Origin of the sequence: Arthrobacter sp. 260, assembly GCF_013116745.1 — a bacterium.
Taxonomy (GTDB): Bacteria; Actinomycetota; Actinomycetes; order Actinomycetales; family Micrococcaceae; genus Arthrobacter_D.
This window is the reverse complement of the sequence record NZ_JABFOE010000024.1, coordinates 1-14,277: the sequence shown is the minus strand read 5'-3', so window position 1 is coordinate 14,277 and position 14,277 is coordinate 1. Positions and strand designations below refer to the sequence as shown.

13 protein-coding genes are annotated in these 14,277 nt (G+C 65.5%); 11 read left to right on the top strand and 2 right to left on the bottom strand.

Annotated features, from left to right (window positions below; genetic code table 11):
* The first annotated feature begins 76 nt into the window (after positions 1–76).
* From HMI57_RS18060 to HMI57_RS18030, 7 genes are all read left to right on the top strand, one after another.
* Entirely contained in the window at positions 77–595 is a 519-nt protein-coding gene (locus tag HMI57_RS18060) for a hypothetical protein (RefSeq protein WP_171587382.1), read from the top strand.
* Between the two features lie 19 nt (positions 596–614).
* A complete protein-coding gene (locus tag HMI57_RS18055; protein WP_171587381.1) occupies positions 615–905 on the top strand; it encodes a YciI family protein in 291 nt (96 codons plus the stop codon).
* A 60-nt stretch (positions 906–965) separates the two neighbouring features.
* The gene (gene ispG, locus HMI57_RS18050) at positions 966–2,132 is read left to right on the top strand and encodes a flavodoxin-dependent (E)-4-hydroxy-3-methylbut-2-enyl-diphosphate synthase (RefSeq protein ID WP_171587380.1); all 1,167 of its coding nucleotides are present in this window, start codon (positions 966–968) and stop codon (positions 2,130–2,132) included.
* The gene (locus tag HMI57_RS18045) at positions 2,086–3,051 is read left to right on the top strand and encodes a DUF4081 domain-containing GNAT family N-acetyltransferase (RefSeq protein WP_228721214.1); all 966 of its coding nucleotides are present in this window, start codon (positions 2,086–2,088) and stop codon (positions 3,049–3,051) included. Before ispG ends, HMI57_RS18045 begins: the two co-directional genes overlap by 47 nt.
* Positions 3,048–3,911 carry a hypothetical protein gene (locus tag HMI57_RS18040; RefSeq protein ID WP_171587372.1) on the top strand — a complete coding sequence of 288 codons (864 nt, stop codon included), beginning with the start codon at positions 3,048–3,050 and terminating at the stop codon, positions 3,909–3,911. The genes HMI57_RS18045 and HMI57_RS18040 overlap by 4 nt, the downstream gene beginning before the upstream one ends.
* Before the next feature lie 110 nt (positions 3,912–4,021).
* Entirely contained in the window at positions 4,022–5,821 is a 1,800-nt protein-coding gene (locus tag HMI57_RS18035; protein WP_171587379.1) for a proline--tRNA ligase, read from the top strand.
* Between the two features lie 9 nt (positions 5,822–5,830).
* A complete protein-coding gene (locus HMI57_RS18030) occupies positions 5,831–6,637 on the top strand; it encodes a TSUP family transporter (protein WP_171587378.1) in 807 nt (268 codons plus the stop codon).
* Positions 6,638–6,695: 58 nt separating this feature from the next.
* On the opposite strand, the gene HMI57_RS18025 is transcribed toward HMI57_RS18030, so the two are convergent.
* Both HMI57_RS18025 and HMI57_RS18020 read right to left on the bottom strand, forming a co-directional pair.
* A complete protein-coding gene (locus tag HMI57_RS18025) occupies positions 6,696–7,700 on the bottom strand; it encodes an aminoglycoside phosphotransferase family protein (protein WP_171587377.1) in 1,005 nt (334 codons plus the stop codon).
* 127 nt (positions 7,701–7,827) lie between these two features.
* Positions 7,828–8,946 (bottom strand): DUF4439 domain-containing protein, encoded by a 1,119-nt coding sequence (locus HMI57_RS18020; RefSeq protein ID WP_171587376.1) that lies wholly within the window; start codon positions 8,944–8,946, stop codon positions 7,828–7,830.
* An 87-nt stretch (positions 8,947–9,033) separates the two neighbouring features.
* Here HMI57_RS18020 and rimP point away from each other — a divergent pair, with 87 nt between their 5' ends.
* The 4 genes from rimP (at position 9,034) to infB (ending at position 14,140) form a co-directional block, all read left to right on the top strand.
* Entirely contained in the window at positions 9,034–9,720 is a 687-nt protein-coding gene (gene rimP, locus HMI57_RS18015) for a ribosome maturation factor RimP (RefSeq protein ID WP_171587375.1), read from the top strand.
* A complete protein-coding gene (nusA, locus tag HMI57_RS18010; RefSeq protein WP_171587374.1) occupies positions 9,721–10,692 on the top strand; it encodes a transcription termination factor NusA in 972 nt (323 codons plus the stop codon).
* A gap of 68 nt (positions 10,693–10,760) precedes the next feature.
* The gene (locus HMI57_RS18005; protein ID WP_216607695.1) at positions 10,761–11,090 is read left to right on the top strand and encodes a YlxR family protein; all 330 of its coding nucleotides are present in this window, start codon (positions 10,761–10,763) and stop codon (positions 11,088–11,090) included.
* A 152-nt stretch (positions 11,091–11,242) separates the two neighbouring features.
* Positions 11,243–14,140 carry a translation initiation factor IF-2 gene (gene infB / locus HMI57_RS18000; protein ID WP_171587373.1) on the top strand — a complete coding sequence of 966 codons (2,898 nt, stop codon included), beginning with the start codon at positions 11,243–11,245 and terminating at the stop codon, positions 14,138–14,140.
* Positions 14,141–14,277: the final 137 nt, after the last annotated feature.

Sequence of the window (14,277 nt, the reverse complement as noted above, 5' to 3'; positions counted from 1 at the left end):
GAAGGCAGCAGGTGGGAGGCCCGGTTACCGGATTCCAGCCAGGCTGTGATGCGTTGGCCGCGACGGAGGACTAGCTATGGAAGTGCTGTGGGTGATACTGACGCTGCTCGTGGCAGCCGGAGTGGGCTGGCCCGTGACGATCGGCGTCTTGAAGATTGCACGATCAGTCGACGAGCACGGTGACTCCACAGCCAAAAAGCGGACGATCGAGTACGGGACCCCGGGCAGAACCCTCACGATCGTGGTCCCCGACCCGCCCGCACACGAGCCCGGCACCCCGGCACCCCCGGTGGACGGGTCAGCCCTCCGCGAAACCACTGACAGTGCTGAACCTCCTGAAACCCCTGCGATGCCCCGCCCGGGTGTCCTGCGGGGCGGCCTGGTAATTGGGATCCTCGAGCGGCTCGGCGTTGCCGCAGCCATCCTGGCTAACGAGCCGGTTGCCATTGCCTACGTGGTGGCGATCAAGGGTCTGGGCCGGTACGCCGAACTGAAGGAAACGCCAGCGGTCGCCGAGCGGTTCATCATCGGCACCCTCGCGTCGCTGCTGTGGGCTGCCGCCGTCGCCGTCCTCGCGGCGAGGTACCTGCTGTAATCACGTATAAGGTGGTTCCATGAGTGTTTTCGCAGTGGAATATGTGTATGGCCCTGATACCTCCGACCTACGCGACGAGCACCGTCCCGCTCACCGCGAATGGCTGACCGATCTGGTAGGGGAAGGGCGTGTCCTCGCATCCGGGGCGTTTACCGACGGAGCCGGCGCCCTCCTGATCTTCACCGCTGACAGCGAGCAGTCGCTCAACGACCTGCTGAGCCAGGATCCGTTCGCACTGGTGGGCGCCATCGCCGCAGTCAAGGCCACCGAGTGGAAGCCCGGTATCGGCCTCCTGTCGCAGTACGCCTGATCCCCGGTCTCACAGCCGACAAATATTTGATGTACCGATGAACTACACATGGAGGATCCTTTGACCTCGGTCAGTTTAGGAATGCCAGCCGCCCCGCCACCCGTCCTAGCCCCGCGCCGTAAAACCCGGCAGATCAAGGTCGGCTCCGTGGGCGTTGGATCGGATTCGCCTATCAGCATCCAGTCCATGACCACCACCCCCACCACCGACATCAATGCGACGCTGCAACAGATCGCTGAACTGACCGCCACCGGGTGTGACATTGTCCGGGTTGCGTGCCCATCGGCAGACGATGCCGCAGCGCTGCCGATCATCGCCAGGAAGTCCCAGATCCCCGTCATCGCCGACATCCACTTCCAGCCGAAGTATGTGTTCGCGGCGATCGATGCCGGCTGTGCAGCGGTCCGGGTCAACCCCGGCAACATCAGAAAGTTCGACGACCAGATCAAGGAAATCGCAGCAGCAGCCAAGGCGGCCGGAACCTCAATCCGGATCGGCGTCAACGCCGGCTCGCTCGACCCACGTCTGATGGAAAAGTACGGGAAAGCCACACCCGAAGCGCTCGTCGAATCGGCGGTCTGGGAAGCCTCACTGTTCGAGGAGCACGATTTCCACGACTTCAAGATTTCGGTCAAGCACAACGACCCGGTGATCATGGTGCGTGCCTACGAACTCCTGGCTGAACGCGGCGACTGGCCCCTTCACCTTGGCGTCACCGAGGCCGGACCGGCCTTCCAAGGCACCATCAAGTCGGCCACTGCCTTCGGAGCCCTGCTGGCCAAGGGCATCGGCGACACCATCCGCGTCTCCCTGTCGGCGCCGCCCGTCGAGGAAATCAAGGTGGGCAACCAGATCCTGCAGTCGCTGAACCTGCGCCCGCGCAAACTGGAGATCGTGTCCTGCCCTTCCTGTGGCAGGGCCCAGGTGGACGTCTACACCCTCGCCGAGCAGGTCACTGCCGGCCTGGAAGGGATGGAAATTCCTCTGCGCGTTGCGGTGATGGGGTGCGTTGTCAACGGCCCCGGCGAAGCACGTGAAGCCGACCTCGGTGTGGCGTCCGGAAACGGAAAAGGCCAGATCTTTGTCAAGGGACAGGTCATCAAGACTGTTCCCGAGGACCAGATTGTTGAGACACTCATTGAAGAGGCCATGAGAATAGCTGAGGAGATGGGGGAAGCCGATGGCGAGACTGCTGGCCAGGGTGGCCCCATGGTTACCGTCAGTTAGGTCGCACGCAGAGCAAGTCGACGCGACCGGTACTGCCGCGACCGGACCGGACGCTTCCAGTACTACAGCTGCGGGCGCCGCAGTGGTTGACGGCTTCGTGACGCTCGACAAGGAGCACAACGAGGCACTCGGTCGCCTGGTGGACTTGGACCCGACGTCGAATGTTTTCATCGCGTCCCATCTGGAAGCCTCCCGCGGGCTGTCCCCGTCCTATGCGGGCGGCGAAGTGATAGGGATTTTCCGGGCCGGAGAGCTGGTTTCGGCCTGCTGGGCCGGCGTCAATCTGGTGCCGATCGGGGTGTCCCCGGATGACGGTGCCGCGCTGGGCACCTACCTGGGAACATCGGGCCGGAAATTTTCCTCCATTTTCGGACCCGCCGACGCGGTGCTGGCCATCTGGTCGACCCTACGGCTGCACAGCCCGGAACCGTTCGATGTGCGGCCCCAGCAGCCACTGCTGGCCATCACCGGGACGCCGAAAGTCGACCCCGCACCAGGGCTCCGGTTCACCCGCGAGGATGAGCTGGATGTGATAGTTCCCGCCTGCGCCGCCATGTTCGAGGAGGAAGTCGGGTACTCACCCTTCACCGGTGGCGGCGAGCACTACCGTCGCCGCGTCGCCTCCCTGGTCCGGCGTCAGGCGTCCCTCGCCGATTTCGACGAGGACGGGCAGGTCATCTTCAAAGCCGAGCTCGGCACCGTCTCCAGCACCACCGTCCAGATCCAGGGGGTCTGGATGAACCCGGCCTACCGTGGACAGGGACTCAGCGCCCGCTACCTCGCCGCCGTCGTCCTCGCTGCGCAACAGCGCGCGCCAGTGGTGAGCCTGTACGTCAACTCATTCAACACCCGTGCCCTCTCCGCCTACCGCACTGTGGGCTTCGAAGAAGTGGGCACCTTCGCCACGGTGCTGTTGTGACCCACGGTGCTGGTGTAAAAGCCCGGGGGCGACGCCGGCTCGCGGTGCTCTCGTGCTCCGCGCTTCTCGCCGTCGGCGGCTGCAGCGTGGGCCCGGACATTGATGACCTCCCCGCTCCCGCCACGCTGTCAGCCGAACCCACCGACGGCGCCCAACCCACCGACGGCGCCCAACCCACCGGCGGCGCTGAACCGACCGGCGGCGCCGAACCAACCGGCACGGACCCGGCCGGGACCGATCCCACGGCGGCTCCCCGGCCAGACACCGAGTACAACCCCGGGGAACTGGTCGCGGCGCTGACCGCGGTGAATGAGGACGAGTCACTCGCTGGCGTGATCCTCGACGACGCAGAAATCCGTGATCTGGTGGACCAGGCCGGCACCGAGGCACCCAGCGACCTGACAGTTTCCCCCGAGGAATGCAACGTCTTCGCTGACACCGACGTTGTCGGGGATGCCCTCAGCGCGACCCTCGCCGTCATGACCTTCGCGGGAGCATCCTCCCTCCAGCCTGATTCACTCAGCCTCACCAGCCACGGGTCCGACGACGTCATCCAGGACCAGCTCGAAGCCAACCGCACCCAACTCGCTGATTGTTCCGAGTTCGAGATGGACATCGGCGGTGAAGTGGTCACGGCAGCTGTCACCGAGCAACAGGCGACCACCAACGCCGACAAGACCTTCGCCGTCCGGACCGTGGTCCGGGTGCCCGGGACCATTCAGGAGACAGTCTCCCTGACCGCGCTGATCGGCACCACCACGATCAACGTCACGGTCGGCAGCTCGGGCGACAATGTGGACGATCTGACCCGGGGCGAGGAGCTCGTCGACGCGACGGTCGCCGCGCTGCGGAGCCTCTAGGACTGCATCACCTGGCGCCCGTGTCATCAGGTGCCGCCTGAAACGGTTAGATTGGTATCTGATTCTAAGCTGCCCTCGGCAGTCAGTGCTCAAGAAACGGATTTTATCGCGTGGTCCTTCGACTCTCCACCCTCTTCCTACGCACCCTGCGCGAAGACCCCTCCGACGCCGAGGTGGCCAGCCACCGGCTCCTCGTGCGGGCCGGCTACATCCGCAGGGCCGCCCCCGGCATTTACAGCTGGCTGCCGCTGGGACTGAGGGTGCTCGGCAAGGTGGAGACCATCATCCGCGAGGAGATGGCGGCCATCGGCGCGCAGGAGGTGCACTTCCCGGCGCTGCTGCCCAAGGAGCCCTACGAGGCAACGAACCGGTGGACCGAGTACGGCGACGGCATCTTCAGGCTCCAGGACCGCAAGGGAGCCGACTACCTGCTGGCTCCGACCCATGAGGAGATGTTCACCCTCCTGGTCAAGGATCTGTACAACTCGTACAAGGATCTGCCGCTGAGCCTTTACCAGATCCAGTCCAAGTACCGCGACGAGGCGAGGCCACGCGCTGGCCTGCTGCGCGGCCGCGAATTCATCATGAAGGATTCCTACTCCTTCGACATCGACGACGCCGGGCTGGAGCGCAGCTACCAGCTGCACCGCGCCGCCTATCTGCGGATCTTCGAACGGCTCGGCCTCACCATCGTGCCCGTCGCGGCGACTGCTGGCGCTATGGGTGGGTCCAAGAGCGAGGAATTCCTACACCCCTCGGAGATCGGCGAGGACACCTTCGTGGCGTCAGAGGGCGGCTACACCGCCAACGTCGAGGCGGTCACCACGGTTGTCCCGGACTCGATTGACTTCACCGGAGCCGCTGCCGCGGAAATCAAGGACACCCCTGACACCCCGACCATCGACACGCTGGTAAACCACGCGAACGAGGCCCTGCCCCGTGACGGCGGCCCCTGGACCGCCGCCGACACCCTCAAGAATGTCGTGCTGGCCGCCATCCTGCCGACCGGAGAGCGCCAGCTGGTCATCATCGGTCTGCCGGGTGACCGCACGGTCGATCTGAAGCGCATCGAAGCGAACCTTGCACCGCACCTCGAGGTGGGTGGCGAAGTGATGGTGGAGCCTGCCTCCGACGAGGACCTGAGGAAGCATCCGGGCCTGGTCAAGGGGTACATCGGCCCCGGAGTAAGTCTGGACGCCGCAGTGCTCGGCGCCGACGGGTCAACGGGGATCACCTACCTGGTGGACCCCCGCATCGTGGCGGGAACCTCCTGGATCACCGGTGCCAACGTCACCGGTAAACACGTCTTCGGCCTCGTCGCCTCCCGGGACTTCTCCTGGGACGGGACCATCGAGGCTGTGGAGGTGCGCGACGGCGACGAAGCCCCCGACGGTTCGGGCCCGCTCAAGGCGGCCCGCGGGATCGAAATGGGCCACATCTTCCAGCTGGGCCGGAAGTATGCCGAGGCGCTGAACCTGAAGGTCCTCGACCAGAACGGGAAGCTGGCCACCGTCACGATGGGATCCTACGGCGTCGGTGTGACCCGGGCCATTGCTGCCCTGGCCGAATCGAACCGCGACGAAAAGGGCATTATCTGGCCCCGGAACGTTGCGCCGGCGGACATCCACCTGGTCGCCACAGGCAAGGGCGAGGAAATCTTTGCCGCTGCCAACCAGCTTGCCGAAGACCTTTCCGCTGCTGGTCTTGAGGTCATGTATGACGACCGGCCCAAGGTATCCCCGGGCGTCAAATTCGGTGATGCCGAGCTGATCGGCGTGCCGACCATCGTCGTCGTCGGGCGCGGCCTGGCCGACGGCGTGGTGGAGGTCAAGGACCGCCGCAGCGGTGAAGCAGAGAACATTGCAGTCGCGGAGGTCGTCGAACACCTTCGCCGCCTCGTTACCTCCTAGCAGGACCGGTTGAACTCCGGGCTGGAGGAGATCCAGCTCGCGACGATTCTGCTGGTGCTGGTTGCCGGGTTCGCTGCGGGCTGGGTCGACGCGGTGGTTGGGGGCGGCGGCCTACTCCAGCTGCCGGCCCTGCTCCTGGTTCCGGGGATCACCCCGGTGCAGGCGCTGGCCACCAACAAGATGGGCTCGCTGTTCGGCACCACCACCAGCGCCATCACCTATTACCGGCGGGCCAAGCCCGATCTCAGAACCGCACTGCCGATGGCAGGGATAGCGCTGCTCGGCGGTTTTGGAGGCGCGATCATTGCGACGTCGTTGCCGTCGTCGGTGTTCAAGCCCATCATCGTTGTTGCACTTATTGCCGTGGCGGTGTTCACCGCCTTCCGGCCCACCGTCGGAACCCTGACCAAACTGCGCCACACCGGCGGGCGGCACTATGGGACAGCGGCAGCGATTGGTCTGGTGATCGGGTTCTACGACGGGCTGATCGGGCCCGGTACCGGCTCCTTCCTGATCATCGCGATGGTCACCCTGCTCGGCTACAGCTTCCTTGACGCCAGCGCCAAGTCGAAGATCGTGAACCTCGCCACCAACTTCGGCGCGCTGATGTTCTTCCTCCCCAATGGCTCCCTGCTGTGGGGCCTGGGCCTGGTGCTGGGGTTGGCCAACATGGTCGGCGGCTACGTGGGGTCGCGGATGGCCATCACCCAGGGCAGCAAATTCATCAGGATTGTCTTCCTCGTGGTGGTCGGCGCGCTGATCGTCAAGCTGGGGTACGACGTGTGGGTGGAAAACGTGCAGCCAGCGCTGCAGTGATTCTGAAGCTCCGGTGAATTGAAGCGGCAGTGATTCTGGAGCTGTGACGAGAGCGGGGCTAGGGCCGGGCCAGATCCGCTGCGGCGGGCAGCTCGGGAAGGGTCCGACGCAGCAGCGTACTGGCCACCCACAGCGAACGTTGGGCGTCGTCCTGGTTCCCAGCCTCCACGGCGGAGAGTGCGTTCTGGACCTCCCGGACCACCGCCCAGTCCCGTGCCAGAAGTGGGTCAAGACCAGCGGCGAACGCCAGATCCGAGCACCGTTCCCGCAGATGGCCCTCCGGGTCACCGGGGAACAGATCCCCAATCCGGTTCCACAGCATCGGTGCCACCGCAAACTCGGCGTCGCCTACCACCGGCTTGGGATCGATGGCCAGGTAGCCTGCCTGTTCGACGGCATCGGAATCCAGGCGGGCCAGAATATTGAGGTAGTGCAGGTCCGAGTGGACCAGGACATCCTGCTCGGACCGTCGCCCCACAGCTCCGCGCACCTGGCACACTTCCAGGGCACATTCCAGGAGCCACCGGTCAAAGGGGCGTCCCAGCAGATCCCAGTCCGCAGGCATTGTGTCGGTCCACATCTCCGCCTGCGCAGCTACCGACGGAATGTCGCGCCACAGCTCACCCTTATCAGGTGTCAGTGCCAGCTCCCGGACCAGTCCGCCCCAGATGGCGGCAGTGTCATCCAACGGCACCCCGGCCAAGGACCGGTCTCCGTCCAGCCTCTGCAGCAACAGCACGTAGTCATCACGGGAGGCCGCGAGCAGCCGCACCGCACCCCTGCCTCCCCACAAGACCAGGGCGTCGGGTTCGGGGAGCGCTTCCTCGTGGGGAATGGTGATCTTCAGGACGGCGGGGCTGCCATCGGCGCGGCGGACCGGCACTACCAGGGCGGCGCTGCCGACCCAGGGCAGGGTGCCGCCGGGCAGGTCCAGGGTGAGCCCCCACTCGGTGAGCGCGGTCCGGGCTAAATCCCTCCACCGGTCCAGCCAGCCGTGCCCGGACGGCAGTGCGCGGGCGCTGCGCACCAAGGCGGAGGGGAGCTCGATCGTTGAAAGGTCCACGACGCCCAGTCTAGGCTCCGTGCGCTCACCACATCGCTCTCCTTGACCCACAACTCGGCGTTAGCGCGGGCTGCTAGCGCGGCGTGGCCGGTCAGATCGACGGCGACTGTGAGAGGGATCCCTCGCCTCACTCACTGATGCCGGGAAATGCCTCTGGGGTGTCGGTGATCGTATGCTGTTGGCCGGCGACGTCGATGAACCGTTCGACAGCCCACAACCGTGCGGGTCCCTCGGTCAGCCCGACCAGATCCGCGTACATTCCCACCAGCTCGGCGTTCAGCTGGTCCAGGGTGCCAGCCGGGTCGTCAAGGAAGCCAGCGTCGAGGGTGAACGCCGGAATTTGCGTTGGCAGTTGCGTGCACGCCAGACCCTGGAGGACACCCTCGCCTGCGACGGCGGCGAGGGTGTGCTGCTCGGCACGCTCGGTGAGGTGCGCGCCGTCGGGGATGCGCGCCGCTGCAACCTCGTAGGCGTAAGCGGCCTGGTGCTCGGCGGACACCGCCGCGCTCAGCGGCTCTGCCTCAGGTGGGTCGACGGGGTCCGTGCCGGCACACTTGGGCAGCGGGCCGGGACCGGCCGGAGGCAGCGGCTCCCACTCCGGCGCCTCCAGGCCCTGGAGCCCCGCCAACGCCATTGCCTGATGCCGCTGGCTCACGGCTACCGACGCGAGCAGACGTGCTATCCCCGGTTCCGTGGCGATCGAGGCCTCAAGGTTCTGTTGAGCCGCGGTGAACAGGTCGGCCACGAAACTCGTTGGCGTGGGCGCTGGCTGGGTTGCTGCGGCGGAGCTGTCACCGGTAGACGCCCGACCTTCCCCTCCGGCGACTTTGGTGGAGGCCTGGGGTGCGGCTGAAACAGTACCGGAGGAAACAGTGGGGGAGGACACCATTGACAGGACAGGGTGTCGGAGCGCCGCGGCCTGCTCCTGCAGAAGACCAGCTGTCACAGCGTAGGCCACACCCACCCCCTGGCCATCGGCGGCCGCACCGTCGGAAAGGATGGTTGCCGCGGCAGCAAGGTCAGTCGCTGACACCTCAGCGATCACCTGGGCCTGTTCGGTGAGGGATAGCGGCGGTGGGCCGGGGGGTGGGGGGCCATCGAGGTTGATCCCGAGGGCGACCACCAGCACGAAGGCGAGGACCAGGGCGAGGCTGCGGATCGTCCGGTGTGCGACGCTCCGGGCGACGCCGCGGGGGCCGGAACGCCGGGGGCCAGAAGAGTCCTTCACAACTGTTGATGATGTCATGATCCCCGCCCGTTAGGGACCTGGTACCCCGTATTTGCTGGAATGTCGCTACGCTAGAGCTACAACATCATCGAGTGGGAGGCAGCAATGGCGGTTCGGCCGGGCAATGACAGTCCGCCTGCGGCAAGTACGCTGCAGCAACAAGCGCGTGACGCGGACAACCAGGCGGAATCGGTCAGGCTCACAGCGCTGCTGCAGCCCACCGTTGAGCAGCACGGGCTCTTCCTTGAGGCCGTGGAAATTAAATCCGCTGGATCGGAACGCACCGTCAACGTGGTTGTTGACCTGCCGGAAGATCAGACCGGCAGCGTCAACCTCGACCTGATTTCCGACGTCGCCCACGACGTCTCACTGGCCATGGATGCCGACCCTCATGACCACGGGCGGCCCTACAGCCTTGAGGTCTCCTCGCCGGGTGTGTCCCGACCGCTCACCGAGCCCCGCCACTGGCGGCGGAACGTGGGCCGCCTGGTCACCGTCCGCCAGGTCAAAGGGGACGACATCACCGGGCGGCTTCTGGAAGTCAGCGACAACGGCGTCCGACTGACTCCCCAGATTCCGGTGAAGAAGGGGATGAAGCCGAAGACCGGCGACCCCCTGACGCTGCCCTTCACGGGTATCCGCAAAGGCACCGTGCAGGTTGAGTTCGCGCACCTCGACGAGACGCCACTGAACGACACACATCCTGACGGCACACTTCCTGACGACAGCGGGGACGAAGGCATCTTTGACGATGCTCGCCCCACCACTACACCCACAGCTTCGGAGAACTAAATGGATATTGATATGAGTGCGCTAAGGCTGTTGGAGCGAGAACGGGAGATCCCGTTGGAGCTCCTGATCCCCACCATCGAACAGGCACTGCTGGTCGCCTACCACAAGACCGCAGGGTCACAGGAGACCGCGCGGGCGGAACTGGATCGCAAGAGCGGTCACGTCACCATCTGGGCAACCGAGACCGACGACGACGGCGCCCCGGTCGGCGAGTTTGACGACACCCCCACGGGCTTCGGCAGGATCGCGGCGAGCACTGCGCGGCAGATCATCCTGCAGCGCCTCCGCGACGCCGAGGACGACAACATCCTCGGCGAATTCCGTGGAAAAGAGGGCGAACTCGTAGCCGGGATGATCCAGCAGGGCACCAACCCGCACATGATCCAGGTCAACCTCGGATCCGTCGAGGCACTGCTCCCACCACCCGAGCAGGTTCCGGGGGAGAAGTACCTGCACGGCGCGCGGCTGCGTGCCTTCGTCGTTGACGTCCACCGCGGCATGAAGGGCCCCTCCATCACCTTGTCCCGGTCCCATCCGGGACTGGTCCGGAAACTGTTCGAACTGGAAGTACCGGAAATCGCGGACCACACTGTCGAAATTGTGGCTCTGGCCCGCGAGGCCGGGCACCGCACCAAGATTGCCGTCAAGGCACAGGTTCCAGGCGTCAACGCCAAGGGCGCGTGCATTGGGGAGATGGGATCCCGTGTCAGGGCGGTCATGAACGAGCTCAACGACGAGAAGATCGACATCGTGGACTACAGCGACGATCCGGCCACCTTCATCGCCAGCTCACTGTCGCCCTCACGGGTCTCGTCGGTCACGATCACCGATGAGAGTACCCGGTCCGCGCGAGTGGTGGTTCCCGATTACCAGCTGTCGCTGGCCATCGGGAAAGAGGGTCAGAACGCGCGGCTGGCAGCAAAGCTGACCGGGTGGCGCATCGACATTGTCTCCGACGCGGTCAAGGCCTGAACACCGGGTAGTGCTGCCAATGCGGCCTTGCCTGCCGAAAAGCGCTAGAATGGAAGAGGCTTAGGTCATTGCCATCCCAACAAACCGCGATTAGAACGTGCGTCGGTTGCCGGAAACGTGATGACCAGGCTGTTTTGCTGCGGTTGGTGAGAGACAATTCGGACGGCTCCAACGCCGTCGTGATTGATGATCGCCGCCGTCTCTCCGGTAGAGGTGCGTGGTTGCACCTCACGCCGGCGTGCCTGGAGCAGGCCCTCAAGCGGGGTGCGTTCAACCGTGCCTTCCGAGGCCAGGTTGACCCTCGCGAAGTCGAGGACCGGCTCCACACACTCAAGGAAGCTTCGCTACGGAGCCACCCTAAAGAAACCGTCCCCCCTGAAAGCGGGTCAGAAAACTGATGGATTCCCGATGAGTACCCAGCGATGAGTGCCCAACGATGAACAATCTGTTGAGCTTTGCAATCGGATTTTCAGTTGCCCCGGCAGCTGTGGTCTGCAGTAGGAAATAATTGGTTCGTGCCTGACTCGGTGCGGACCGAGACAGGAGAAATGTGGCTAAGGTCCGCGTACACGAGCTCGCCAAAGAGCTCGGAATTACTTCGAAAGATGCAGTAGCCAAACTGCAGGAACTGGGCGAATTCGTCCGTTCCGCCTCATCAACTATTGAGGCACCCGTCGTGAAGAAACTTCGCGGCGCTTTCCCGGCAGCACCTGCTGCCGCACCACCAGCACCGGCAGCAGCCAAGCCTGCCGCTGATCCAACACCCGCCAAGGCCTCGCCGGCACCCGCAGCAAGCCCAGCGGCCTCCACCCCTGCCCCACCGAAGTCAGCCTCCCCGGCTACTCCCGGCCCGAAGGCACCGGAGAAGGACCGCCAGGACACCCCTGTGGCGACCCCCGAACCAGCCGCTCCGGCAGCGGCCCCGGCCGCTCCAGCAGCAGCCGAGCCAGCAGCGCCGGAAGCCTCATCGGCAGCCAAGCCGGGCGCCCGTCCGGCACCCAAGCCAGCCGAGGCGCAGGCTCCTGCCGCGCGTCCCGGATCGGCGGCGCGCCCCGGTGCACCCCGACCAGGCAACAACCCGTTCGCACCCTCGCAGGGCATGCCCCGCTCGGGTCGCGGAGACGGCGACCGCTCCGGCGGGCCCCGCCCCGGCAACAACCCCTTCGCACCATCCCAGGGCATGCCCCGTCCGGGACGCCGTGACGATGCGGCTGGCCAGCGGCCAGCCGCTGGTGCTGGCGGACCCCGTCCGGCAGCCGGTGCCGGTGGCCCACGTCCAGCCGCAGGCTCAGCACGTCCAGGCGGTCCCCGTCCGGCAGCTGGCGCACCAGGATCACGTCCAACGCCAGGCATGATGCCTAACCGCACCGAACGCCCAGCGGCCCCAGGCCGCGGCGGCGCTGCACGCCCAGGTGGCGGCCCAGGCCGTGGTGGCCCGGGTGGCGCACCCGGCGCCGGTGGCGGCGCACCCGCAGGCGGCGGCTTCGGTAAGGGCGGTCGCGGACGCGGCGGCACTGCCGGCGCCTTCGGCAAGGGCGGCGCAGGACGCGGCAAGCAGCGCAAGTCGAAGCGCGCGAAGCGTCAGGAACTGGAGCAGATGTCAGCTCCGTCCCTGGGTGGCGTCAGCGTACCCCGCGGCGACGGCAACACAGTTGTCCGGTTGCGCCGTGGCTCTTCACTCTCCGAGTTCGCCGAGAAGATAGATGCGAACCCGGCGGCACTGGTTACGGTTCTGTTCCACCTTGGTGAAATGGCGACCGCTACCCAGTCCCTCGACGAAGGAACCTTCGAGGTGCTCGGCACCGAACTGGGTTACAAGATCCAGGTCGTTTCTCCGGAGGACGAGGAGCGCGAGCTGCTCGGCAACTTCGACATCGACATTGACGCCGAACTCGAAGCCGAGGGCGACACCCAGCTGGAGGCCCGTCCTCCAGTGGTCACCGTCATGGGTCACGTCGACCACGGTAAGACCCGCCTGCTGGATGCGATCCGCAAGTCGAACGTTGTCGAAGGCGAGCACGGCGGCATCACCCAGCACATCGGTGCCTACCAGATCGACCACGAGCATGAGGGCACCGAAAGGGCCATCACCTTCATTGACACCCCCGGCCACGAGGCGTTCACCGCCATGCGTGCCCGTGGTGCCAAGGTCACCGACATCGCGGTCCTGGTTGTCGCGGCCGACGACGGCGTGATGCCCCAGACTGTTGAGGCACTGAACCACGCTCAGGCAGCAAACGTGCCGATCGTCGTCGCAGTGAACAAGATCGACCGCGAAGGCGCCAACCCTGACAAGGTCAAGGGTCAGCTCACCGAATACGGTCTGGTTCCCGAGGAATACGGTGGCGACACCATGTTTGTCCACGTATCGGCGCTCAAGGGCGAAGGTATCGACGAACTGCTCGAAGCCGTCTTGCTGACCGCTGACGCTGCGCTGGACATGCGGGCCAACCCGAACAAGGACGCCCGCGGTATCGCCATCGAAGCCAACCTGGACAAGGGTCGCGGTGCAGTCGCAACAGTGCTGGTCCAGTCCGGAACGCTGCACGTCGGCGACACGATCGTCGCCGGTGTGGCGCACGGCCGTGTCCGTGCGATGTTCAACGAGGACGGCGACAACGTCATGGTCGCAGGACCATCCCGCCCCGTTCAGGTGCTGGGCCTCTCGACTGTGCCTCGCGCAGGTGACACCTTCCTGGTGACGCCTGACGAGCGGACCGGCCGCCAGATCGCCGAGAAGCGTGAAGCAGCCGACCGTAACGCAGCCCTGGCGAAGCGCCGCAAGCGCATCAGCCTCGAGGACTTCGACCAGGCCGTTGCAGACGGCAAGGTCGACACCCTCAACCTCATCCTCAAGGGTGACGTCTCCGGTGCTGTCGAAGCACTCGAAGATTCACTGCTCAAGATCGATGTGGGCGATGGAGTTGCACTGCGGGTCATCCACCGCGGCGTCGGCGCCATCACGCAGAACGACGTCAACCTGGCCACCGTGGACTCGGCGATCATCATCGGGTTCAACGTCCGGCCAGCCGAGCGGGTGGCAGACCTTGCCGACCGCGAAGGCGTCGACCTGCGCTTCTACTCGGTCATCTACGCAGCAATCGATGACATCGAGGCAGCGCTCAAGGGCATGCTCAAGCCAGAGTACGAAGAAGTTCAGCTCGGAACCGCAGAGATCCGGGAAGTCTTCAGGTCCTCGAAGTTCGGCAATATTGCCGGCTCGATCGTCCGCTCCGGTGTTATCCGCAGGAACTCCAAGGCGCGCCTGGTCCGCGACGGCACGGTTGTCGGCGACAACCTCACCGTCGAGTCCCTGCGTCGCTTCAAGGACGACGCCACCGAGGTCCGCACGGACTTCGAATGTGGTATCGGCCTCGGGTCCTTCAATGACGTCAAGGAAGGCGACATTGTCGAGACCTACGAGATGCGCGAGAAGCCGCGCGTCTAGGCTGACGAAGTAGTGGCGCGGGCGCCCCGGGATCCGGGGCGCCTTTGCCCACTTCGAGGGCGCGGGCGCCGTCGTTATCCGGCGGCCGGTTGCTCGGCTGGGTTGCTCTACGGGGTCACAATAGCGGCGACCATGCT

Coding starts and splice junctions, on each gene's coding strand:
- HMI57_RS18060 (WP_171587382.1), top strand. CDS start 77: ATGGAAGTGCTGTGGGTGATACTGACGCTGCTCGTGGCAGCCGGAGTG.
- HMI57_RS18055 (WP_171587381.1), top strand. CDS start 615: ATGAGTGTTTTCGCAGTGGAATATGTGTATGGCCCTGATACCTCCGAC.
- HMI57_RS18045 (WP_228721214.1), top strand. CDS start 2,086: ATGGCGAGACTGCTGGCCAGGGTGGCCCCATGGTTACCGTCAGTTAGG.
- HMI57_RS18020 (WP_171587376.1), bottom strand. CDS start 8,946: ATGACATCATCAACAGTTGTGAAGGACTCTTCTGGCCCCCGGCGTTCC.
- rimP (WP_171587375.1), top strand. CDS start 9,034: ATGGCGGTTCGGCCGGGCAATGACAGTCCGCCTGCGGCAAGTACGCTG.
- nusA (WP_171587374.1), top strand. CDS start 9,721: ATGGATATTGATATGAGTGCGCTAAGGCTGTTGGAGCGAGAACGGGAG.